Annotated in this window: 21 protein-coding genes; 7 read left to right on the forward strand and 14 right to left on the reverse strand. The window is 62.9% G+C overall.

All coding sequences use genetic code 11. The features are described 5' to 3' along the window. From JXQ94_RS02540 to JXQ94_RS02555, 4 genes are all read right to left on the reverse strand, one after another. A complete protein-coding gene (locus tag JXQ94_RS02540) occupies nucleotides 1-1,362 on the reverse strand; it encodes a TldD/PmbA family protein (protein WP_421922250.1) in 1,362 nt (453 codons plus the stop codon). Between the two features lie 40 nt (nucleotides 1,363-1,402). Then, a complete protein-coding gene (locus JXQ94_RS02545; protein WP_421922251.1) occupies nucleotides 1,403-1,795 on the reverse strand; it encodes an MAPEG family protein in 393 nt (130 codons plus the stop codon). Between the two features lie 37 nt (nucleotides 1,796-1,832). Continuing rightward, nucleotides 1,833-2,495 carry a DsbA family oxidoreductase gene (locus tag JXQ94_RS02550; RefSeq protein ID WP_421922252.1) on the reverse strand — a complete coding sequence of 221 codons (663 nt, stop codon included), beginning with the start codon at nucleotides 2,493-2,495 and terminating at the stop codon, nucleotides 1,833-1,835. Nucleotides 2,496-2,652: 157 nt separating this feature from the next. Further along, nucleotides 2,653-2,871, reverse strand: a complete 219-nt coding sequence (locus JXQ94_RS02555; protein ID WP_421922253.1) for a hypothetical protein — start codon at nucleotides 2,869-2,871, stop codon at nucleotides 2,653-2,655. A 216-nt stretch (nucleotides 2,872-3,087) separates the two neighbouring features. Between JXQ94_RS02555 and JXQ94_RS02560 the strand changes: the two genes are divergently transcribed. Further along, nucleotides 3,088-3,663 carry a YkvA family protein gene (locus JXQ94_RS02560; protein WP_421922254.1) on the forward strand — a complete coding sequence of 192 codons (576 nt, stop codon included), beginning with the start codon at nucleotides 3,088-3,090 and terminating at the stop codon, nucleotides 3,661-3,663. An 84-nt stretch (nucleotides 3,664-3,747) separates the two neighbouring features. Here JXQ94_RS02560 and JXQ94_RS02565 read toward each other — a convergent pair whose 3' ends face one another. The 4 genes from JXQ94_RS02565 to JXQ94_RS02580 form a co-directional block, all read right to left on the reverse strand. Continuing rightward, complete coding sequence (locus JXQ94_RS02565) at nucleotides 3,748-4,941, reverse strand: LL-diaminopimelate aminotransferase (protein WP_421922255.1); 1,194 nt, start codon at nucleotides 4,939-4,941, stop codon at nucleotides 3,748-3,750. Nucleotides 4,942-5,120: 179 nt separating this feature from the next. Continuing rightward, nucleotides 5,121-5,942, reverse strand: a complete 822-nt coding sequence (locus tag JXQ94_RS02570) for a hypothetical protein (protein WP_421922256.1) — start codon at nucleotides 5,940-5,942, stop codon at nucleotides 5,121-5,123. Nucleotides 5,943-5,945: 3 nt separating this feature from the next. Next, nucleotides 5,946-7,247 carry a hypothetical protein gene (locus JXQ94_RS02575; RefSeq protein WP_421922257.1) on the reverse strand — a complete coding sequence of 434 codons (1,302 nt, stop codon included), beginning with the start codon at nucleotides 7,245-7,247 and terminating at the stop codon, nucleotides 5,946-5,948. An 86-nt stretch (nucleotides 7,248-7,333) separates the two neighbouring features. Continuing rightward, nucleotides 7,334-7,948, reverse strand: coding sequence for a TetR/AcrR family transcriptional regulator (locus tag JXQ94_RS02580; RefSeq protein WP_421922258.1), 615 nt, complete (start codon nucleotides 7,946-7,948; stop codon nucleotides 7,334-7,336). Between the two features lie 170 nt (nucleotides 7,949-8,118). On the opposite strand from JXQ94_RS02580, the gene JXQ94_RS02585 reads away from it, so the two are divergent. The 4 genes from JXQ94_RS02585 to JXQ94_RS02600 all read left to right on the forward strand — a co-directional run bounded on the left by JXQ94_RS02585 (nucleotide 8,119) and on the right by JXQ94_RS02600 (nucleotide 11,562). Beyond that, nucleotides 8,119-8,538 (forward strand): MAPEG family protein, encoded by a 420-nt coding sequence (locus JXQ94_RS02585; protein ID WP_295696345.1) that lies wholly within the window; start codon nucleotides 8,119-8,121, stop codon nucleotides 8,536-8,538. 59 nt (nucleotides 8,539-8,597) lie between these two features. Next, nucleotides 8,598-9,671 carry a peptide chain release factor 1 gene (prfA, locus tag JXQ94_RS02590; RefSeq protein ID WP_421922260.1) on the forward strand — a complete coding sequence of 358 codons (1,074 nt, stop codon included), beginning with the start codon at nucleotides 8,598-8,600 and terminating at the stop codon, nucleotides 9,669-9,671. 9 nt (nucleotides 9,672-9,680) lie between these two features. Then, nucleotides 9,681-10,619 (forward strand): peptide chain release factor N(5)-glutamine methyltransferase, encoded by a 939-nt coding sequence (gene prmC / locus JXQ94_RS02595; RefSeq protein ID WP_421922261.1) that lies wholly within the window; start codon nucleotides 9,681-9,683, stop codon nucleotides 10,617-10,619. A gap of 217 nt (nucleotides 10,620-10,836) precedes the next feature. Further along, complete coding sequence (locus JXQ94_RS02600; protein WP_421922262.1) at nucleotides 10,837-11,562, forward strand: DUF4167 domain-containing protein; 726 nt, start codon at nucleotides 10,837-10,839, stop codon at nucleotides 11,560-11,562. Here JXQ94_RS02600 and JXQ94_RS02605 read toward each other — a convergent pair. Beyond that, nucleotides 11,559-12,314, reverse strand: coding sequence for an MOSC domain-containing protein (locus JXQ94_RS02605; protein WP_421922263.1), 756 nt, complete (start codon nucleotides 12,312-12,314; stop codon nucleotides 11,559-11,561). The genes JXQ94_RS02600 and JXQ94_RS02605 overlap by 4 nt on opposite strands. Before the next feature lie 168 nt (nucleotides 12,315-12,482). Here JXQ94_RS02605 and clpB point away from each other — a divergent pair, with 168 nt between their 5' ends. Then, nucleotides 12,483-15,089 (forward strand): ATP-dependent chaperone ClpB, encoded by a 2,607-nt coding sequence (gene clpB, locus JXQ94_RS02610; protein ID WP_421922264.1) that lies wholly within the window; start codon nucleotides 12,483-12,485, stop codon nucleotides 15,087-15,089. Between the two features lie 177 nt (nucleotides 15,090-15,266). Here the strand turns inward: clpB and JXQ94_RS02615 are convergent, their stop codons facing one another. From JXQ94_RS02615 to JXQ94_RS02635, 5 genes are all read right to left on the reverse strand, one after another. Continuing rightward, nucleotides 15,267-16,046, reverse strand: a complete 780-nt coding sequence (locus JXQ94_RS02615) for a hypothetical protein (RefSeq protein ID WP_421922265.1) — start codon at nucleotides 16,044-16,046, stop codon at nucleotides 15,267-15,269. A 95-nt stretch (nucleotides 16,047-16,141) separates the two neighbouring features. Further along, nucleotides 16,142-17,212 (reverse strand): ACR3 family arsenite efflux transporter, encoded by a 1,071-nt coding sequence (gene arsB, locus JXQ94_RS02620; RefSeq protein WP_421922266.1) that lies wholly within the window; start codon nucleotides 17,210-17,212, stop codon nucleotides 16,142-16,144. A 4-nt stretch (nucleotides 17,213-17,216) separates the two neighbouring features. Continuing rightward, complete coding sequence (locus JXQ94_RS02625; protein ID WP_421922267.1) at nucleotides 17,217-17,699, reverse strand: arsenate reductase ArsC; 483 nt, start codon at nucleotides 17,697-17,699, stop codon at nucleotides 17,217-17,219. 81 nt (nucleotides 17,700-17,780) lie between these two features. Then, nucleotides 17,781-18,221, reverse strand: a complete 441-nt coding sequence (locus JXQ94_RS02630; protein WP_421922268.1) for a glyoxalase superfamily protein — start codon at nucleotides 18,219-18,221, stop codon at nucleotides 17,781-17,783. Nucleotides 18,222-18,425: 204 nt separating this feature from the next. Then, a complete protein-coding gene (locus JXQ94_RS02635; RefSeq protein WP_421922269.1) occupies nucleotides 18,426-19,904 on the reverse strand; it encodes a peptidoglycan DD-metalloendopeptidase family protein in 1,479 nt (492 codons plus the stop codon). A 225-nt stretch (nucleotides 19,905-20,129) separates the two neighbouring features. Between JXQ94_RS02635 and chpT the strand changes: the two genes are divergently transcribed. Continuing rightward, nucleotides 20,130-20,801 (forward strand): histidine phosphotransferase ChpT, encoded by a 672-nt coding sequence (chpT, locus tag JXQ94_RS02640; protein WP_295692968.1) that lies wholly within the window; start codon nucleotides 20,130-20,132, stop codon nucleotides 20,799-20,801. Nucleotides 20,802-20,895 lie beyond the last annotated feature (94 nt).

The following is a 20,895-nucleotide window of genomic DNA, read 5'->3' on the forward strand; positions in this document are numbered from 1 at the left end:
CTAAAGGCCACCGATGGACATCGCGTCCACGAATACGCTGGGGGTGTTAACAGAACCCCGAAATTCCAGATCACTGCCCGGAATTAGACGGGCATAGATGTCAATGAGATTGCCGGCGACGGTGATTTCGCTGACCGGGTGATCAATCACGCCATTCGCGATGCGATATCCTGACACGCCGACCGACCAGTCACCCGTATTGGAGTTCAGCGAGGGGCCGAACATTTCCATGATCAGGACGCCGTCCTTGATACCGCCGACCAGGTCATCGCGGCTGGTTTCGCCCGCTTCCATATGAAAATTGGTCGGTCCGGCACCGGGTGAGCCGCCCATGGAGCGTCGGGCATGACCGGTCGGGGTCATGTCGAGCTGGCGCGCGGCGGCTGAATTGAGAAACCAGGTGGTCAGGCGTCCATCCTCGATGATGGCGCTGCGCTTGTTGTGCGTGCCTTCGCCGTCGAACGGCGCCGAGGCGTGGCCCCAGGCGCGGTGCGGATCGTCGATGACGGTGATGCCGGGCGCGAAGATGCGCTCGCCCAGCTTGTCGCGCAGGAAGGAAACCCCTCGGGCAACGGCCGGCCCGGACACGGCGCCGGCCAGCGAACCAAGGAATGTCGTCGCGACCCGACGGTCGAAGACCACGGGCATGACCCCGGAAGGCAATTTGCTGGGGCCAACCCGGCGGGCTGCCCGTTCGCCGGCTTCCCGCCCGATCTCGATCCGGTCACGCAGATCGGCGCGGCGGCGGGCCGAGGTGGCGGCGTAATCGCGCTCCATGGCGCCGTCCTTGCCGGCAATGACGCTGGCGCCATAACCAAATACACTCTTTTTCCAGCCGGCATTGAAGCCGGTGGAGGTGGCATAGGCTGCCGCCCCCTGACCGGAAGAGGCAAAGGCCGCATCGGTCATCGTCACGCCCTCGACCGCGCGCGCGGCGGTCTCGATGGCGAGGGCGGTTTCTTCCAACTCCTCAGGAGACCACTCGCCGGCCTCGAATTGTTCGATCGCGGGCGGGTCCTTGCACAGGCGGTCCGGATCGGCGAGGGCGGAATAGGGATCTTCCGGGGCGGCCTTGGCCATGGTCACGGCGCGTCCGATGGTGAAGTCGCGTCCCTTCTCCGACAGATCGGAGAAGGCGACGCCGGCTTGCCGCTTGCCAACAAAGACCCGCAGGCCTGCATCGAGTGACTCCGAGCGGCCGATGTCCTCCAGTTTGCCGTCCCGCACCGAGAGTTCGGTTTCGCGCGACTCGGCGACGGAGGCTTCGGCGCTGTCAGCACCGGCCTTCAGGGCCCGGGCCACCAGATCGGCAGCGATGTCCTGAAGGCGGGCGGGGTCGGGAGCTTGGAAGGTCTGTGTCATGTGTCGGCTATAGCCCTGTGAGGCCCTGCCGGGCAATGGCTCAACTGATGGCGGTCCAGATCAGGAAGAGCGAGCCGATAATCGTGACCAGCCAGCTCAACAATGTTCCGATGAAACGGCCCATCGACGAACCGGAGCTCTGCGACAGCCCCCAGGCATGCAGGAGGCGACCCACGGTCAGGCCGATACCCAGTCCGTGGATCAGCAGGACCGGCGCATTGGTCAGGGCGAGGCCGCCGATAATCACCAGGGCGACGGGAATGTATTCCACCGCATTGCCATGGACCCGGCAGGCCAGTTCCAACTTCTCGTCATTGCCGATCCCGATGCCGACTTTGGCGCGCTGGCGGTGGCGGATCACATTGAAGGCGAGCGCGATGATCAACAAGCCGTTGAGCCCGGTGTAAAGCGCGAATGCGTCGAGTGCGGTCATGGTATCTCCCTCTTGGACCTGCCCGCTTGCGGCGGGCTTATTCGGTTTCGGCCGGTTCCTTGACGGCCTGGCGGATGGCATCGGCCAGCACGGCCGGTTCCTGGGCGCCGGACACGGCGAAACGACCGTTGAAAATATAGGTTGGCACGCCCGACACGCCGAGCTTGCGGTAGAAGAGTTCTTCTTCCCAGACCGCCTTCTCGTCGCGATCAGAGGCCAGCAGGTCGGCGGTGACATCGCGTTCGAGCCCGGCATCGGCCGCCAGTTCGATCAGTGTGTCGGTATCGCCGATATCGCGACCGGCCTTGAAGAAGGCCGAAAACAGGGCCTCGGCCATGGTGTCCGTCCTGTTCTGGCCGCCCGCCCATCGCATCAGCCGGTGGGCATTGAGTGTGTTCGGGCGCATGGCGATATCGTCAAAGCGGAAATCAATCCCGACGGTCGGGCCGGCCTGTTCGAGATGGTCGCGCATCGCCTTCCAGCGGCCGGAGGCGTCGGCACCGGAGAATTTCTCGCGCATGTAGTCCTTGTAGGGGAGTCCTTCGCGGGCCAGCGTCGGGTCCAGCTGGAAGGGCCGCCAGGTCGTGTCGACCTTGATATCGGAGGTCAGTTTGCGCGCTTCATCCCAATAGCGTTTGCCCAGCCAGCACCAGGGGCAGACGAGGTCGGAGACGATGTCGACGGATACGGAATGAGTCATGCCGTCGATTTAGGCATGTTCGATCCAAATTGCGAGAGGCGGGGCTGGTTTGATCCGGTGGACCGGTCCGTCATCCCCCCGGCTTGGACGTCAGGCCATCGCGAGCCTGCCACAGGGGGGATGACGCCCACCGGCCACCCACCGACCGGAAGTCTGGCTAGACCGTGATGTCCAGCAGTGTTTCGGTCATGTCGCTGGCGATACGCGCGGTTACCGCGGCGGCGGCATGAGAGGCCTCCGCCTTTTTCAGGGCAACGGCCGCCTGGATGATGTCTTCGCCCTTGGCCGCATTATTGACCATCTCGCGCGCCGCAGACCCGGCTTGGGACTGGGCGGACATCATGCCGGCGATGGCGGTATTGAAAGCGACATTCATGGCCTCACCCTAGCACCTCCCCGGTGGGCGAGGCAGCGAAGACTGGTGCCGTGGTTAAGGCGGGGTAACGCGTCGCTGGATGCAGCCGGCGCGTGCGGATGGGGCAGGGTCGGCGTCCCCCGGGACTGGTAGAATTGCGTTCCCGCTATTGGCGCAAAAGCCGGTGTGAGACACAGTGTCCATCAATCAACGGCCACAGGAAGGTGCCATACCATCATGACCAACCCGCCTACCCCGACTCTCAAGGTTGAGTTCGAACTGTCTGAATCCGATCTCGCCTTCTTCCGGGACCGTCTCGACTCGGCACGCGAAGATCGTGCTGATCTGGACGAGGGCCGCATTACGGCAGGCGTGGCGGACATGATGAAGAAGGCCCTGGCAGCCAATCCGCCGGAATTCGTCAAGACCCGCCTGACCCAGCTCGGTCCGCTCGTCGGCATGCTCGATGATGCAGACTGGAAGCTTGAGGGTGAGGATCGCGAACGCGTCCTGAACGCGCTGGCCTATTTCGCGGACCCGGAAGACCTCATCCCCGATTCGACGCCGGGAATCGGCTATATCGATGACGCCATCATGATTGAGCTGGTGGCAGCCGGCCTGGCGCCGGAAATTGAAGCCTATTCCGAGTTTGTGGCGCACCGGGAAGACCTGAAGTCACCGGAGGCGACCGAAATGCCGCCACTCGAGGATGTCCGCAAGGTCATGCAGAACCGTATGCGTCGCCGTCGCGGCCGGGCCAAGGCTGGTGGCAGCTGGGGTCACTCGACCGGAGCGGTGCACCATTATTTCTGATGCCGTGAAGGTCTCGGACCCATAGATACCGCAGGATCGGCACCCTCCCTCAACCGGTCCTGCGTCGACAGGCAGTCCGGGCGGTCAGACCGCCCGGATTGCCGGTTGTCGTGTCTTCAGGAATTCGGCCACGCCTCGGGCGGCCTGGCGGATGCGTTGTTCATTCTCGACCAGCGCCAGACGGACATAGCCCTCGCCATGCTCGCCAAAGCCGATGCCCGGCGCGACGGCGACGCCGGCCTCTTCCATCAATTGCTTTGAAAACTCCAGCGAGCCCATCGCCTCGCACCCCTGTGGCAGCGGGGCCCAGGCAAACATGGACGCTTCCGGTGACGGGATCGACCAGCCGGCCCGGCCGAAACTTTCCACCAGAACATCGCGACGGTGCTTGTAGATGGCCCGCGCCTCGTCAACGCAGTCCTGCGGCCCATCCAGCGCGGCGCAGGCGGCCACCTGGACCGGCGTATAGGCGCCGTAGTCGAGATAGGATTTGACCCGGGCCAGCGCACCCACCAGGCGCTGTGACCCGGCGGCGAATCCAACCCGGAACCCGGCCATGGAATAGGTCTTGGACATCGAGGTGAACTCGATCGTGCGCTCCTTGGCGCCGTCGACCTGCAGCATGGACGGGGTTGGCTCATCGCCGAAATAGATCTCGGAATAGGCGAGGTCGGAGAGGATGAGGAGGTCGTGCCGTGTCGCGAACTTCACGACCTCCTTGTAAAATTCCAGCGAGGCGGTCTGTGCCGTGGGGTTGGAGGGAAAACAAACCACGACGGCGATCGGACTCGGGACCGAATGCCTCGCTGCGTGCTCGAGTCCGCGCAGATAGTCTTCCGGTGACGGCGCGTGAACATGCCGTATCGTGCCACCGGCAATGAGAAATCCGAATGTATGGATCGGGTAGGAGGGTGAGGGCGCCAGGATGACATCGCCGGGCGCGGTGATCGCCTGGGCGAGATTGGCAAAGCCTTCCTTGGAGCCCAGCGTGACGATGACCTCGCTGTCGGGATCCAGGTCGACGTCGAAGCGCCGTTTGTAGTAACGCGCCTGGGCCTTGCGCAGGCCGGGAATGCCGCGCGAAGCCGAATAACCATTGGTGCGCGGCTTCTCCGTGGTCTCACGAAGCTTTTCCAGGATATGGGGCGGCGTTGGCAGGTCCGGATTGCCCATGCCGAAATCGATGATGTCAGCGCCATCGGCCCGCAACTGGGCCTTCAGACGATTGACTTCTTCGAAAACATAGGGCGGTAGACGCTTGGTGCGGTGAAATTCCATCGTTGAATCCGGGATGCTCGAATTTTGTCCCATAAAACGCGGTCTCGACTGATCTCGCAAGAGGCTAGTCCCGTTGAGGGGCGGGAATTGGCAGGCATGGCGGCGAAATTGCGGCTGACAGCAAGACACCCCGCCCGATCGGGCAGGGTGTCGGCAGTGTCCGGCATCGTGGCGGCGCGTCAGTCGCCGCAATCGGCCCAGTGAGCGCGCAGCAGCGCATCCCATTCTTCTGCACCGCCATCACTGACCCGCAGGAGATTCAGTTCGAAATCGGTGTAGCCGGGATGGTTGGGCACCGGAAACGCGGCATAGGTGATATAACCGTCATCCGCATTGATCCGCAGTGTTCCATCCGAACCGGTTGAGCGGTCACCATTGAGCGCTGAGCCGCTCAGCGCATAGCTGTACTCGCCATTGTCCAGCCCGGTCGGGCTGGCGGTGACATCGCCCATCCAGACCAGGGGGTCCTCGGCGGACGGGTCGGCCCAGAGGAGGGCCATGCCGAAGCCGAAGGCCTCGTCCGGGTTGGAGAGATAGGGCGTGACCGCAGTCAGGCTGGCGAGATCGAAATCGAACAAATGCCAGTGCGATGAGGCAATCTCGAACTCATTGCGGATTTCCGTGTCGGGCAGGCGCACGACCATGTCCATGCGGTCGCCGGTCTCGTTCTGGTCGAGGAAGGCGAACGGCATCACCTCCGCGTCCGGCAGCAGGCGGCCGCCGACGAACGTCGTTGTCGAGAAGGTGTCGAGGTCCAGCTCTGCGGTAACCAGCGCCGCATTTCCGCACAGGGCGGCCTCCTTGTAGACTTCGAGCGAGGTCGGACTGGCCCGGTAGACGGTGATGCGTTCATCCAGGCTGCCATCCTGGTTGGTTCGCTCGTAGTACAGAATGCGCCCGACATGGTCGTTCTCGGCAGAATGAACGAACTCGTCATTGGCCTGGCAGGCCGTGGTCAGGAGGGCGAGGGCGGTTGTCGCGAGGGCGAGGGTCTTGGTCATGGATCAGGTCTCCGGATTGTAGGACAGGGCGGCCGCGAGGACGGGGTCCGTGCCGGCGGCGTAATCGTCGAAGTGGTAAGGAATGACGATGTCCGGCGCGTGATGGAGTCGCGTGTCACCGGGCGTCGAGGTGGCGTAGTATTCACTGGCGTGGATCAATGGCAGGCCGGTATTCGGCGTCACCCAGATATTGGTTTCACCATAGTGATTGGGTCGGTCGGCGGCGGCCTGGCCGAAGCGGATGGCACCGGTCCGGTTCTTCAGGCGGGACAGAAGCATGATGGCGGCGGAGTGGGTCTGGCGACTGGTCAGGACACGAATGCGTCCGGGCTGGGCCAGGGCCTCGCTGGCCACCAATTCGTCAACAAAGGCCGGGTTCAGCGACCCGTCTCCGCCCAGGCAGCGACGCAGGTCGATAATGAGGACGGGATCATCCAGGGACTCGGCCACCGCGACGGCCTGGCGCGCCAGATCGGCATAGGTCTCCGGTCCGTTTGCGATCGAGAAGAGCTGCAGATAAGCCGCATTTTCGAGTGACGTGACGAGGCGCACCGGCATTGTCATCGGCGCTTGCCAGACCGGCGTGCCGGCGGCAGCTGTATGCCAGACCGCGCTGCCCTGCGGGCCGCCATCCATCGAGAAAACCCAATCATAGCGGGCGTCCGACCCAAGGGGCTGAAGGGTTTCAACACGGCTGGCCTCGCCATCCGTCAGGGTGAGCGCGATGCGCTCGGCATCTGCAGCAAGGCCCAGCGCGGTCAGCAATTCCGCCTGCATCATCCATTCCGGTGCCAGTTCGCGTGAGAAGTTCACGGCGTCCTGCGGCAGGATTTCCAGGGTCCGGGCCAGCGCTTCGGCGACCGGAACATCACCAAAGGCTTCGACCCGAAGGCCGACCAGTTCCGGGTTTGTCGCGCCGATGATGAAAAGACCGTCATCGAAGAGTTCAAAGCGGACCGGCAGGGAGCGGAAGCCGGGGCCGGGCGGCAGGCCGTCAAAGGGCAGGGCATGCATGGGCATCCAGGTATGACCATCGCCGATCATCCCGAGCAGGCGTGCCATGCCGACCGTGCGCTCGGCGTCCGACATCACGGGGATGCTGTCGCGATAAGCATCCAGCTGGGCCTCCCAGACCGCCTGCGATGTGGTGTGGAAAAGATTGGGGTGGTTGGCCTCCAGCACTTCGACGAGCGCGTCGAGATCCGCGGTCCATTCAGCCGCGTCATGCTGAGCGGGTTGCGCCAGTGCGGTCGCGCCGGTGAGCGCCAGGCTCAGGGCGGCAAGGCCAGTCGAAATGCGAGTCATGCAGTCTCCGTTTCATCAAATTGGACTCGAGTCCAAATTCCATGATCAGGAGATGCAGCCGGGTTCGGGAATGGATGCAGACCGCGTCAGTTTTTTTGCATCAAGCCATCGAGTATCAGCGAGAACCGGCTTTCCAGAAGGGTGGAGAGGTCTGTCGCCTGTCCGTTCGCGACCCATTCGTGGGCGCTTGCCGTAAGGACGGCGAGCAGCAGGTTGGCCAGGGCGCTCGCGGGATGGTCATCGCGCACTTCGCCGCGCGCCTGTCCGGACTCAATAAGCGCCAGCATATAGGTCAACATCGCGGCATCGGTCGCTTGCTCGGTCGGGGCGAGCGGCTGGCTCGGTGCGGTCAGGCCGGCGATTGCTGCGACGATCGGGCCTTGTTGCATGGCGTGGGTACCGGCGATCCGGCCCAGATCGATGAGGGCCGATCGAAAGTCGCGCGCCGGCTCTGCCCGGGCTTCGGCGATGACCTCATCCGTCATCCGCGTGAAGAAGGTCGCGAGGATCAGGGTCTTGGACGGGAAATGATTGAACACGCTGGAGCGAGACATCCCCGCCGCGTCGGCGATATCCTCCATGGTCACTGCGTCTGGTCCGCGGGCCGCGAACAGGCTGATGGCCGCGCCATAAATGCGCTCATGATTGCGCTGAAAGCGTGAGCGCTCGGGCGCCGGAGTGGAGGTCTGTGTGTCAGCCATGGTTGTGTGTCCCGTGAATCTGGACGTCAGTCCAGTTGATGCGGGGCGAGCGTCATTCGGATGCAGGACGTCCCGCAGGCCGGGGCATTTCCACCATCATGTTGATTTCATCTCGCCATTCCCCCCCGAACCGGCCTACCGTCCGGGAAACTGCAGGGAAGGGCCGAGATATGTTCCAATCAATGATGACGCCAATACTGGCGCTGGTGTGCTGGACGCTGATCATGTGGGTGTGGATGTATGCCACCCGCATTCCGGCGATGCGCAAGGCCGGGATCGATCCGGCTACGGCGAAAGACAAGTCGGTGATGGACAAGCTGCCCATCGAAGTGCGCCGCATCGCCGACAACTATAATCACCTGCACGAACAACCGGTCATCTTCTACGCTCTGGTGCTGTATTCGCAGCTCGGCGGCGTTTCGGACGAGTTCAACATCATGCTGGCCTGGGCCTATGTGCTGATCCGGGTGATCCATTCGCTGATCCAGTGCCTGTGGAATTTCATCCCGATGCGTTTCCTGGTCTTCTGTCTCGGCTCGATCGTGCTGGTCATCATGGCTGTGCGGAACGTGCTGGCTGTGATGGCCTGACCCGTCGACTGCAGCGGCGCAGGATTTTCATCGCCTGCGCTTGGTGCTAACCGAACGCCATGCACGCACCCGAAGCCAGACTCGCCCAAGTGATCGACCGGTTCGACCAGGTGGAAGCCCGCCTGGGCGCCGCCGGCGATCCCGATGAAATCGTCAAGCTCTCCAAGGAGCATGCCGAACTCAAGCCCGTGGCCGAGAAGGCCAACGCGCTGAAGGCGGCTCGCGCCGAACTGGAGGACCTCTCCGAGATGATGGAGGGAGGGGATCCCGAAATGGCCGAAATGGCGCGTGAGGAATACTACGCGCTCAAGGAAAGCCTGCCCGAGCTCGAACACGCGATGAGCCTCCTTCTCCTGCCCAAGGACAAGGATGACAGCGCCAATGCGATGATCGAAATCCGTGCCGGCACGGGAGGCGACGAGGCGGCGATCTTTGCCGGCAATCTCTACGGCATGTATCAGCGTTACGCCCAGCTTCAGGGCTGGACCTGGGAGCTGGTTTCCGCCTCCGATGGCGAGCATGGCGGCTTCAAGGAGGTCGTCGCTGCAATATCGGGCAATGGCGTGTTCGGGCGATTGAAGTTCGAAAGCGGCGTGCACAGGGTCCAGCGGGTCCCGGCGACCGAAAGCCAGGGGCGGATCCACACCTCGGCGGCCACGGTGGCCATCATGCCGCAGCCGGAAGATATCGATATCGAGCTGGATATGGGCCAGGTCCGCGTCGACACGATGCGCGCGTCCGGCGCCGGCGGCCAGCACGTCAACAAGACCGACTCGGCGGTGCGCATGACCCACATCCCGACCGGGCTTGTGGTGGTGTGCCAGGAAAAATCCCAGCACCAGAACCGCGCGCGGGCGCAGGAATTGCTCAAGGCAAAGCTCTATGACATGCAGCGCGAGGCCGCCAATGCGGAGCGCGCCGCCGAACGCAAGGGTCAGATCGGTTCCGGCGATCGCTCCGAGCGGATCCGGACCTATAACTACCCGCAGGGCCGTGTCTCTGATCACCGGATCAATCTGACCTTGTACAAGCTCGACGACATTATTGCCGGGGACGGGCTGGATGAAGTGGTCACGGCACTGATCTCCGAGGACCAGGCCGCGCGCCTCGCCGCCCTCGAAGACGATTCGTAAGGCTGGCGGGTGAGCGGGCCCTTCGACACGCTGGTCGAGGCCGCCCGGTCGGGATTCGATGCGGCGGCCCACAAGCCGCTGATGGAGGCCTGGCGGGGCCTGTCCCTTGCGGATATCCGCAAGGATCTGACCGGCCGGCTGGAGCAGGCGGGGATCGCGGAAGGCGCTGACGAGGCCCGCTTCCTGCTCAATCATGTCCTGGCACCGGCCAGCCTGGCCCAGGCCCTCGCTGATCCGGCGCTGTTCTCCTGGCAGCAGGCGGAAATGCTCGCCGCGCTGGCCTGGCGCCGGTTGCAGCGTGTCCCGCTCTCGCAAGTCCTGGGCAGCCAGCCCTTCTGGACGCTGGACCTTGCCGTCACGGCTGATGTGCTGACACCGCGCGCCGATACCGAGGCCCTGGTGGAAGCGGTGCTGGCCGAGGCCGGGGACAGCGAGTCGCGTTTGGTCGATCTGGGCACCGGCTCGGGGGCGATTCTCCTGGCGCTGCTTTCGGAACGGCCGCGCTGGACCGGAATCGGGGTCGACCTGTCAGACGCGGCCCTGGCCGTTGCCCGGGGCAATGCCGGCACGTGCCGCCTTGCGAACCGCGCCCGTTTCCTGCGCAGTCGCTGGGGCGAGAGCCTTCGCGCTGGCGCAGCGGATATCCTGGTCTCCAACCCGCCCTATATCGTCTCCGATGTTCTGGCGGGTCTGGAGCCGGAAGTCCGCGATCACGAGCCGTCGCTGGCGCTTGATGGTGGTGCGGACGGGCTCGACGCCTATCGTGTCATCATTGCTGATCTGCCGCGCTTGTTGGTGCCCGATGGTCTGTTCGCCCTCGAGATCGGCTTTGATCAGGGCGAGTCGGTCAGCGCCCTGGCCGCGGCGGCTGGTCTGGTCGGGATTGGCGTGAAACAGGACCTCTCCGGTCAGGACCGAGTCGTGATCGGGCGGCGTGCGCCCGGGTGACCGCTAAAAGGGCTTGGAATGACCGGCCTTGCGGTCTAGGGTCCCGATCAAGGCAGGTGGATCGCGCCAGTACGGGGGTCTCGCGCGGCCGGATGACCCACCTGCCATTATCCGGTCAAATCATTGGATCCCCAAGTATCAGCGCACAGGCTTGCACCTGCGAATGCACCGCAAAGCCCGATTTGATTTGCATCGCTGTTGAACAGGAATACGCGACATGAAGCGTCAACGTGGTCGAGGACGTAAGCCCGGCAATCCGTCGAACCGGAGCTTTCAAAGCAATTGCGCCGGCGAAGTGAAGATCAACGGCAACGCCTCCCAGATCTACGATAAATACATGCAACTGGCCCGGGACGCGTCCTCCGCCGGTGACCGTGTCCGGGCGGAAAACCTGTACCAGCACGCAGAGCACTATCTGCGCATTCTTCAGCTCAACCAGCCCAAGCGTGACCCCAATCAGGACGAGCATGGCGATAACAACACCGATGACGAGTCGGATGAGGATCAGGGCCAGGAGCGCCAGTCCCGCGGTCGCCGCGACAATCGAGACAGTCGCGATAATCGTGACAGTCGCGATGGCCGCGACAGCCGCGACCAGGGCGAAGGTCGTGAGCGCCGGAGCCGCAGTGGCCGTGGCCGCCCGTCGGGAAATCGGGACCAGGAACGTGACCAGGACAATGAAGGCGACAAGGTCGAGGATCCGCTCGGCGTCGTGACGCCGCAAGCCGAGAGCACGCCGGCCGAGGCCGCCGACCGCAATGATGGCAACAAGGATGGCGAGGGCGAAGAGCCACGCCGCCGGACCCGCCGTCCGCGCCGCACCAAGGCCGAGATGGAAGCCGCACGGGCCGCGGAAGCCGCTCTGAAAACGGCCTCTGCGTCTGCCGATGCTGGCGAGAGCGACAAGACCGGTGGTGACGGACCCGAAACCCAGGCGGCTTAAGCCAGGCTGATCGGGTCGCCCAGCGCGATTTCGCCGTCTTCCAGGACGGACAGATAGATACCGCAATCCATGTGCCCGTAGTGTTCGAACAGCGCTGCGGGCACATCTATATCCAGCTCCCCGCGCTCCGGATCGACGCTGGTGGCAACGCACCGACGGATGCGGGACTCGACCCGACAGGTCACGCCGCCAATCCGGATTTCGTGACCGATCAGATCGAATTCTTCCCACGGCGCGAGACCGTCGATCAGCAAGTTGCCGCGGAAGCGGAGCGGGTCGAGTGTGTGCCCGGTTTTGTCCGACAGGTCCCGCACGGAGGCCGCATTGATCAGCGAGATCTGAGGCTGCGGGATATCCGTCATGGCCTGATCCGGCGCATGCACAAGCCGCAATGGTCCGCGTATGGTTTCGCCCAGCAGCGCCCGCAAGGCGTCGAAGAGCGGGTCGTGTGTGGCGGGATTGTCGAGCAGGATCGTGATCGGCCTGGTCCCGTCCAGGGCGACCGAATAGGTCCCGTCCTTTTCGCGGTAGCGACATTTCAGCCTCGCCAGCGCGGCCTGACCGGCCAGCATCAGGAAATGCTTTTTCTTCACATGGCCGGGCGCAGCATCCTCGAAGGGCGAGGGACCGTTCTCGATCGCGTGGGCGCGGTCCATGTGAAGCGTCTTGTTGGCCTCCAGCGCTATGCGGTCGAGAGAATCCGGACCCAGTCCCTTGATCGGAAATCGCGTGATGGCTGTAAGCTGCGGCATGGGTGTGAGTCGCTCCGGTGCTGACGGATGAAACCGTGGTCAGAATGTCGCGCCTCACCCCCTTGTGTTGTCGATATGCAACACCTACATGCGGTCTGAAACGCGTTTTGGCCGTGCTTGATCAAGGCGGCGAAACGCAACCTATCTCGCCTTATCCGGGGGATCGACATGGAATTCGAGACTTATACAGACCGCGCGCGGTCCATCATACAGGCCGCTCAAGGCCTGGCGCTGAAATCAAGCCACCAGCAATTCGCACCCATCCACGTGCTCAAGGCCCTCATGGATGACGATGCGGGCCTTGCCGGCAATCTCATCAAGGCCGCCGGCGGCCGCGTCCGACAGGTCCAGGACGGGGTCGACCAGGCCCTGGCCGCCCTGCCCAAGGTCGAGGGCGGTGAGGCCAAGCTCTATCTCGCGCCCGAGACCGCGAAGCTCTTCGGCGCTGCCGAAGACGCCTCCAAGAAGGCCGGCGACCAATACGTCACCGCTGAACGCATCCTGCAATCCATCTCGCTGACGGCAGGATCCAAGGCGCATGACATCCTCAAAGCCGCCGGGGTTACGCCGCAGGCCCTCAACACCGCGATCAATGATCTGCGCCAGGGCAAGACCGCCGACAGCCAGTCGGCCGAGGAGGGCTATGAAGCGCTCAAGAAATACGCTCGCGACCTCACCGAAGTCGCCCGCGAGGGCAAGCTCGACCCGGTCATCGGCCGCGACGAGGAAATCCGCCGCGCGATCCAGGTCCTGTCCCGCCGTACCAAGAACAACCCCGTCCTCATCGGTGAGCCCGGCGTTGGCAAGACGGCCATCGCCGAGGGCCTGGCCCTGCGGATCGTCAATGGCGATGTTCCCGAAAGCCTGAAGGAAAAGCGTCTTCTGGCATTGGACATGGGTTCCCTGATCGCCGGTGCGAAATATCGCGGTGAGTTCGAGGAGCGCCTCAAGGCAGTCCTGTCCGAAGTCGAGAACGCAAACGGTCAGATCATCCTTTTCATTGACGAGATGCACACCCTGGTCGGCGCCGGCAAGACCGATGGCGCCATGGATGCCTCCAACCTCCTCAAGCCGGCGCTGGCCCGCGGTGAGCTGCACTGCGTCGGCGCCACCACGCTGGACGAGTATCGCAAGCATGTGGAGAAGGACGCCGCCCTGGCGCGGCGCTTCCAGCCCGTGATGATCGAGGAACCGACCGTGGCCGACACGGTCTCCATCCTGCGTGGCCTGAAGGAGAAGTATGAGGTCCATCACGGTGTGCGCATTGCCGACAGTGCCATTGTCTCGGCTGCCAATCTCTCAAATCGCTACATCACTGACCGCTTCCTGCCCGACAAGGCGATCGACCTCATGGACGAGGCCTCGGCCCGCCTGCGCATGCAGATCGACTCGAAGCCGGAAGAGCTCGACGAGATTGATCGCCGCGCCATCCAGCTGAAGATCGAGGCGGAAGCCCTCAAGAAGGAAAGCGACGACGCTTCGAAAGAACGCCTGGCCACGATCTCGAAAGAGGTCGCGGAGCTGGAATCGCGTTCGGCCGAGCTGACTGCTGCCTGGCGTGCCGAGAAGGACAAGCTGGCCTCTGCGACCACGATCAAGGAAGCGCTCGACCGGGCGCGTTCCGATCTGGCCGATGCCGAACGGCGCGGTGATCTGGGTCGGGCTTCCGAGATCAAATACGGCCAATTGCCGGACCTGGAGCGCAAGCTCGCAGCTGCCGAGAGTGACGGTGATGCCGGCTCCACAATGCAGGAAGTCGTTGATGACGAGCAGATCGCCCAGATCGTCTCGCGCTGGACCGGTGTGCCCGTCGACAAGATGCTCGAAGGAGAACGCGACAAGCTTTTGCGCATGGAAGACGCGCTGCGCGGCCGGGTGATCGGTCAGGACCCGGCGCTGGAAGCCGTGTCCGATGCTGTGCGCCGGGCCCGTGCCGGTCTCAAGGACCCGGCCCGTCCGATCGGCTCGTTTCTCTTCCTCGGCCCGACCGGCGTCGGCAAGACCGAGCTGACCAAGGCGCTGGCCGAATTCCTGTTTGATGACGAGACGGCTGTCTCGCGGCTCGACATGTCGGAATACATGGAGAAGCACTCGGTCGCCCGCATGATCGGCGCGCCTCCGGGCTATGTCGGCTATGAGGAGGGCGGTGCCCTGACCGAAGCCGTGCGCCGCCGACCCTACCAGGTCGTCCTGCTCGACGAGATCGAGAAGGCGCACCCGGACGTCTTCAACGTGCTGCTGCAGGTCCTTGATGATGGCCGGCTGACCGATGGTCAGGGCCGTACCGTCGATTTCCGCAACACGATTATCATCATGACCTCCAATCTGGGGTCCGAACACCTGCAACTGGTCGACGATGTCGAGGAGGCACGGGACTCGGTCATGACGGTGGTGCGCGGCCATTTCCGGCCGGAATTCCTCAACCGGATCGACGAGGTCATCCTGTTCCGCAAGCTGGCGGAAGAGCATATGGGCGCCATTGTCGACATCCAGCTGGGCTATCTCCAGCGCCTGCTGGAAGACCGCCGCATGACGATCGAGATCGATGCCGGCGCCCGCGCCTGGCTTGCGGCCAAGGGCTATGACCCGGCCTATGGTGCGCGTCCCCTGAAGCGCGTCATCCAGAAGGAGCTCCAGGACCCACTGGCCCGCCTCCTGCTGGAAGGCGGCATCAAGGATGGCGACACCATCCAGGTCTCCACCGAAGCCGGCGTGCTGACGGTGAATGGAGTTGCCGTCGGTGTGAAAAAACCGACGCTGGAAGTGGTGAACTAGGCAGGATTGTCGGGGCGGTCGCGAAGGCCGCCCCATTCTGGAAGAGGAGCGGGATTCAAAGCTGCAAGTTGTTTAATTTTGGCTTTTCGAGAAGCGAAGGCAGCCCGTCACGTGTTGGTGGTCGGTACTCAGTCAGGAGCATGTGAGCAGTACGGGGCTGGTACATTTCTAGAGTAATCAGTTTGGTTCAATTCCGTTCTCGAAAATTTGTACGATCTCTTCCGTCATGCGTAATAGGCCGTTCAACGTCCCGATAACCGGCTCTCCTTCGAACGGCACCGCTTCCGGGAAGAAAGGTGCAGGAGGTCCATCGATTGATCCGAATAAGCTCCATGGATTGGTACCTTCGCGCGCAACTGCACGGCTCCCTTCTCGAAGTGGCATCACCGAGTTGTTTAAATTTAGGCCGGTGTGGGAAGCGACAAAATCATTGAATTGCGGAGGCATAGCAATACGTGCGCGCGTGAACATAAATATCGATATTGGGTTTCTGTGCTTGTCGATAATGTTTAAATCATGCAGCGCGCGAAGTCCCCTGTTTCCACCTTTGTATGGAGCCAGGTATTTAATTTTTTCAACGACATCGTTTCCAAGTTTAGATACTCCTTTTTTATCCATTAAATCGTTGAGTTGTTCTTCATTTGCTGCAAAGGGGAAGCTAAATACTCTTCTTTTTCCGCGTAATTCTGCTATATCACATATCAGTATATCCAGCGCCGAGCGCAAATTATGAAGCGTATCTCCGACCACAAGTGGGAAATCCTCCGGTGGCGGAGAAGAAAACCGAAGTTCATAGAGAACTTTGTTTGTTTCACCCTCAACCGGATAGACACAGATCGGAACTAACTCCGGTTTGGCTTTGTCCGCGAATTGTTTGGCAAGCTGCTCAGCAGTTTGTATGTGCCGAGCCGCGCGAGAAAGCTTTTTTCTTGGATTATTGAAAACTAACTTGCTCATTTGTGCCATCTTTTCAGACCATGCGATATTTGAAGGCGAGTCCATGCGTCCTGCAAACAAATATTCGCTATGTAAAGGAGCTGTGTGCGGCCCCCTCAGCGCCCCGCAAACCATCCCTGGGTCCGGTTGGCGAACGCCACCAGGGACAGCATCACCGGGACTTCCACCAGCACGCCGACCACGGTTGCCAGCGCTGCGCCGGAGTTCAGGCCGAACAGGCTGATGGCGACGGCGACGGCCAGTTCGAAGAAATTCGAGGTGCCGATCAGGGCGCAGGGGGCGGCGATGTTGAACGGGGTCCTCCACAGCCAGGCCGCGCCATAGGCGATGGCGAAAATGCCATAGGTCTGGATCAGGAGCGGCGTCGCGATAATGGCGATGGTGATCGGCTGGGTCAGGATGACCTCGCCCTGAAAGCCGAACAGGATGATGACCGTGCCGATCAGCCCGATGATCGAGGCCGGTTTGATGAGCGCGGTGAAATCACCGACGGCCTTGCCCGCCGCTTCGGCTGACTTGCCGCGAGACAGCGCCGTGCGGGTCAGCCAGCCGGCGATCAGCGGGATGACGACATACAAGCCCACCGAGAGCAGGAGTGTGTCCCACGGCACGGTGATGTCGGTTACGCCGAGCAGGAGCGCGACAATCGGGGCAAAGGCGACGACCATGATGAGGTCATTCGCGGCGACCTGCACCAGGGTGTAATTGGCGTCGCCCCTGGTCAGTTGCGACCAGACGAAAACCATCGCCGTACACGGTGCGGCGCCCAGGATAATCACGCCGGCGAGGTATTGCTGGGCGTCTTCGGGCTGCAGCCAGGGCGCGAAGACACGCTCGAAGAAGAGCACGCCCAGCAGCGCCATCGAGAAAGGCTTGACCAACCAGTTGACCACCAGGGTGATGATCAGGCCCTTGGGACGTTCGCCAACACGGGTCAGCGAGGCAAAGTCGATCTGGATCATCATCGGCCAGACCATGGCCCAGATCAGCACCGCGATGGCGAGATTGACCGAGGCGTATTCAAACCCGGCCAGCCAGGTGAACAGGTCCGGCACGATCACGCCCAGCGCGATTCCGCCGGCCATGCCCATGGCCACCCAGACCGACAGCCATTTCTCGAAAAAGCCGATGCCGCCCGGGGCGGGTTGCTCTGCTGTCGTGGCCATAATGCTAGAATTCCCGATGTCTGATCTGGTCGAACGCGTCTTGTAGCGCAATCCGGTCGCTACCCTGCAGGGCATCGAGCAGGGCGAGGATGCGGGCATCCAGCGCGCGGAAGGTGTCGACAAAGGCTTTGCGCGCGGCGTCGATATCGTCAATGCCGGCCGGATCGGGCAGACCCCAATGGGCGCGGACCGGCGCGCCGGGCCAGACCGGGCAAACCTCGGCAGCAGCGCTGTCGCAAACGGTGATCACGGCGTCCAGTTCCGGCGCATCGGGAGCCGCGAACTCGTCCCAGCTCTTCGAGCGATAGCCCTCGGTCGGCAGGTCGTGGGTTGCCAGGGTCTCCAGCGCCAGCGGATTGGGAGCGCCGGTCGGACAGGATCCCGCCGAGAAGGCGCTGATGCGACCGTCGCCGCGCGCATTGAGCAGCGCCTCGGCCAGGATCGAGCGGGCCGAATTGCCCGTACAAAGGACCAGAATGTTCAGCATGCGACCCCGCCCGCAGTCTTGCCTGTTGGCGGGGTCGTACTGGTTTGGTTGATGGCTTTCAACCGGTATTCATTTCGCGTTTTAACGAAGCGACAGCTGCACGTGCGGCGTGCCGTCTGATGTCCGTGCGACTGATCGACCGTCGCGGCCGACCGTACCGTTGATACGGCGCCTCATATTCGAGAAGCCGTCGAATTTCACAACGTCGACCGCCGCGTCGAGATCGAGTGAAACCCGCCAGCCGCCGCTGCCACTGGAGACACTTTGGAGGCCGATGATGTCGGCGTCAAAGCGCTGGCCGAGATAGTGGCCTGACACGCGTCCGCCGACGGCCAGCGGTGTGTCCGGCCGATTGCCGGCTTTGGCACTCAGCGTGTTCCAGTCGCGATGGCCCATCTGGTGAGCGAGGAGTTCCAGCGCTTCACCATGGGAGATGAAATTGCCTTCCGCTTCGAGCGCTTTGCGCAAGCGTTTGGCCTGGGCTTTCAGCGCGTCGCGCGAAAGCGGTTGGGTTGGGGTCATGACATGCCCTTCTTTCCTGGCATGCGGATCAAGTGATGGGGCTCGCCTTGCCATCCCGCCGCATGTCGAAAAGACGTGAGGGAAATGTCGTATCCAGGGGAGATTTCACCAGGGCCGAAACCTGCGAGCGGCGGGCATCTCCATGCCTGCCGTGCTGGTACGGTTTTCGGGCAGTCGCGTCAATGGTGGTCCGACCGGGAGGCGTTACTGCGCCCCATTCCCCGCATCGGCCACGACCGGTGTCTCGTCTTCTGCGGCCGGGCGCGCAGCTTCGCGGATGGCGATGATGCGGTCGCGTTCGGCCTCGAAGAGCGGGATCTCGTCCTCTGACAACTGACGCCCTGTGGGCAGGTCCAGAGTCATCGGATTGCGCGGGGTACCATTGTGATGGACTTCATAATGCAGATGCGGACCGGTCGAACGCCCTGTCGTGCCGACATAGGCGATGACCTGGCCCTGGGTGACGCGACTGCCGGCGCGAATGCCGCGGGCAAAGCCGTTCAAATGGGCATAGGCGGTTTCGTAGCCATTGGCGTGACGGATCCGGACATAATTGCCGAAACTGCCAAAGCGATCGGCCCGTTCGACGATACCATTGCCGGCGGCCATGACCGGGGTGCCACGCGGGGCGGCGAAATCGGTGCCGTTATGGCGGCGCGTATAGCCCAGGATCGGGTGGCGGCGGGCTGTCGAGAAGGATGAGGAAAGGCGGGCGCCATTGACGGGTGTCAGCATCAGCAGGCGCTGGGCGCTGGCCCCTTCCGTGCTGTAATAGCCGACAATGCCGTCCTCGGTCTCGTAGCGGAAGAATTCCTTGGCGTCGCCGCGCCCGTCATACATGGCGTAGAGAATGTCACCGGTGCGCGCGGTATTGCCTTCCTCGTCGACGAAACGCTCGAACAGGATGTCGAAATCATCACCGGGCTGGATCGAGCGCTGGAAGTCGATCGCATAGGCCAGAACGCCAGCCAGCTCGACGACGACGCGGTCGGTGGCACCCGCATTGAGCGCATCGACGTAGAGCGAGGCGGTGATGGAGCCGGAGGCCCGCACCATCTCACGGTCGAATTCGGCAATGGTCTCACGAGCCCGGAAACTGTCATCAAAGGTGCGGGCGACGGTGATCGAGCGCTCGACATCGGGACGGAAGGAGAGCCCGTCAAAGCGCGTGAAGGACTCGCTGCCATCAGCCGGGGTCTCGGTTTCGAAATAGAGATTGATCCGCTCGCCGGCGCGCAGATAGCGCAGGTCGAAAACAGTGCCGAGGGCCGCAATTGCGCGGGCCGCCTGGACACGGTCAATGTCGGCATCATCCAGCACGCCCGCCAGGGTGCCGCCGCGCGGCACGGTGCGTTCAATCTGGATCCGGGTCGGGCAATTGGCGCACTGGGTGAAGGCGGCGTCATTGACATGGACCAGCTCGCTCGGATCGAGCAGGACCGAAATCGGTTCGACCGGCAGGGTGTCCTGCTCCGAGACATCGATGGGCAGGGCAGGTTCGGAACCGGCATCGATCGGTGCCGCGACGGCCAGGCTGATCGCGTCGCTGCTGGCAGCGTCACTGCTCGGCTCTCCACCCACCATCAGCGCGGCCAGAAGGCCGGCAGACAAGGTGAGACTGGCGAAGGCCACGAGGCCTCGCGTGCGACGGGTATCGGCACGGGTCACGTCAAACTCAGCCACAGGCGCAAAACTCCGGTCTGCTCACACGACACTGCATGTGTGGTCCATCAAGCAAGTCTCGCACCGTTTGCCGGGTTGCCCCGTATTCCCGCGAAACCTGTCCCCACAGCCGGGAACGAATCATGTCTTGGACTGATCCGGTTGCCAAGACCTTTCCGGAGTCCCGATCGCAGTTTCGGTGCGAAAACCGGTCCCGGCGGTCAAGAATCATGTATGGAAAATGCCATGCAAGACGATATCACCGCCGAACTCCCGGCCGACCAACTCGCCGCCCTGCTCTGTGCACGGCTCTGTCATGACCTTGTCAGCCCGGTCTCCGCGCTGGGCGCTGCGCTCAGCGTGTTCGATGATCCGGACAGTGGTGACATGCATGATGACGCCATGGATCTGGTGCGCGAAAGTTCGCGGCAAGCCCAATCCAAGCTGGAATTCTGCCGCCTCGCTTTCGGGGCGGGCGGGTCTGCGCCGGGCATTCTGGACAGTCGCGAAATGCAGCGCCTGACCGAAAACATGTTCTCTTCGGTCAAGCCGGACATTGTCTGGAAGGTGGAGCCGACCGGGCTGGAGAAGCAGGCGGCTCGGCTGCTCTTGAATATGTGCCTTCTGGGCGTTGATGCCGCGCCGCGTGGTGGCACCGTCACCATCGAGGCGACGACCGCAGCTGGCGGGGCGCGTCTTCGTGTCATATCGGAAGGCCCGCGCGCGCGCCTGGAAGAGGGCACAGCCCGCGCCCTGGAAGCCCATGCGCCTGAAAACGGTTATGATGGTCGCTCGATCCAGCCCTATTATACGGGGCTGATTGCTCGCACGAATGGCGGCAGGGTGAGCGCGCAGGCGGATGAAAACCGGGTGGAGTTCATCGCGCTGGTGAAGGGTCCGGAAGGGATGATTGGTTGATGACGCAGGTGTGGGCAGCGTTGCATATCGTATGACCGATTTGTCTGCGAGAAGACCGTCGCGGCCAAGAGTCCGTTAACCAAGGCCTGTCAGG

This window comes from Maricaulis maris, assembly GCF_049116555.1.
In the GTDB taxonomy this organism is placed as follows: Bacteria; Pseudomonadota; Alphaproteobacteria; order Caulobacterales; family Maricaulaceae; genus Maricaulis; species Maricaulis maris_C.

Excerpts from the sequence above, each read along its gene's own strand:
- JXQ94_RS02600 (WP_421922262.1), top strand. The coding sequence starts at position 10,837 with ATGAAGCGTCAACGTGGTCGAGGACGTAAGCCCGGCAATCCGTCGAAC.
- JXQ94_RS02625 (WP_421922267.1), bottom strand. The coding sequence starts at position 17,699 with ATGCTGAACATTCTGGTCCTTTGTACGGGCAATTCGGCCCGCTCGATC.
- prfA (WP_421922260.1), top strand. The coding sequence starts at position 8,598 with ATGCACGCACCCGAAGCCAGACTCGCCCAAGTGATCGACCGGTTCGAC.
- JXQ94_RS02580 (WP_421922258.1), bottom strand. The coding sequence starts at position 7,948 with ATGGCTGACACACAGACCTCCACTCCGGCGCCCGAGCGCTCACGCTTT.
- arsB (WP_421922266.1), bottom strand. The coding sequence starts at position 17,212 with ATGGCCACGACAGCAGAGCAACCCGCCCCGGGCGGCATCGGCTTTTTC.
- JXQ94_RS02575 (WP_421922257.1), bottom strand. The coding sequence starts at position 7,247 with ATGACTCGCATTTCGACTGGCCTTGCCGCCCTGAGCCTGGCGCTCACC.
- JXQ94_RS02545 (WP_421922251.1), bottom strand. The coding sequence starts at position 1,795 with ATGACCGCACTCGACGCATTCGCGCTTTACACCGGGCTCAACGGCTTG.
- JXQ94_RS02630 (WP_421922268.1), bottom strand. The coding sequence starts at position 18,221 with ATGACCCCAACCCAACCGCTTTCGCGCGACGCGCTGAAAGCCCAGGCC.
- clpB (WP_421922264.1), top strand. The coding sequence starts at position 12,483 with ATGGAATTCGAGACTTATACAGACCGCGCGCGGTCCATCATACAGGCC.
- JXQ94_RS02540 (WP_421922250.1), bottom strand. The coding sequence starts at position 1,362 with ATGACACAGACCTTCCAAGCTCCCGACCCCGCCCGCCTTCAGGACATC.
- chpT (WP_295692968.1), top strand. The coding sequence starts at position 20,130 with ATGCAAGACGATATCACCGCCGAACTCCCGGCCGACCAACTCGCCGCC.
- JXQ94_RS02570 (WP_421922256.1), bottom strand. The coding sequence starts at position 5,942 with ATGACCAAGACCCTCGCCCTCGCGACAACCGCCCTCGCCCTCCTGACC.
- JXQ94_RS02565 (WP_421922255.1), bottom strand. The coding sequence starts at position 4,941 with ATGGAATTTCACCGCACCAAGCGTCTACCGCCCTATGTTTTCGAAGAA.
- JXQ94_RS02585 (WP_295696345.1), top strand. The coding sequence starts at position 8,119 with ATGTTCCAATCAATGATGACGCCAATACTGGCGCTGGTGTGCTGGACG.
- JXQ94_RS02550 (WP_421922252.1), bottom strand. The coding sequence starts at position 2,495 with ATGACTCATTCCGTATCCGTCGACATCGTCTCCGACCTCGTCTGCCCC.
- JXQ94_RS02560 (WP_421922254.1), top strand. The coding sequence starts at position 3,088 with ATGACCAACCCGCCTACCCCGACTCTCAAGGTTGAGTTCGAACTGTCT.
- JXQ94_RS02615 (WP_421922265.1), bottom strand. The coding sequence starts at position 16,046 with ATGAGCAAGTTAGTTTTCAATAATCCAAGAAAAAAGCTTTCTCGCGCG.
- JXQ94_RS02555 (WP_421922253.1), bottom strand. The coding sequence starts at position 2,871 with ATGAATGTCGCTTTCAATACCGCCATCGCCGGCATGATGTCCGCCCAG.
- JXQ94_RS02605 (WP_421922263.1), bottom strand. The coding sequence starts at position 12,314 with ATGCCGCAGCTTACAGCCATCACGCGATTTCCGATCAAGGGACTGGGT.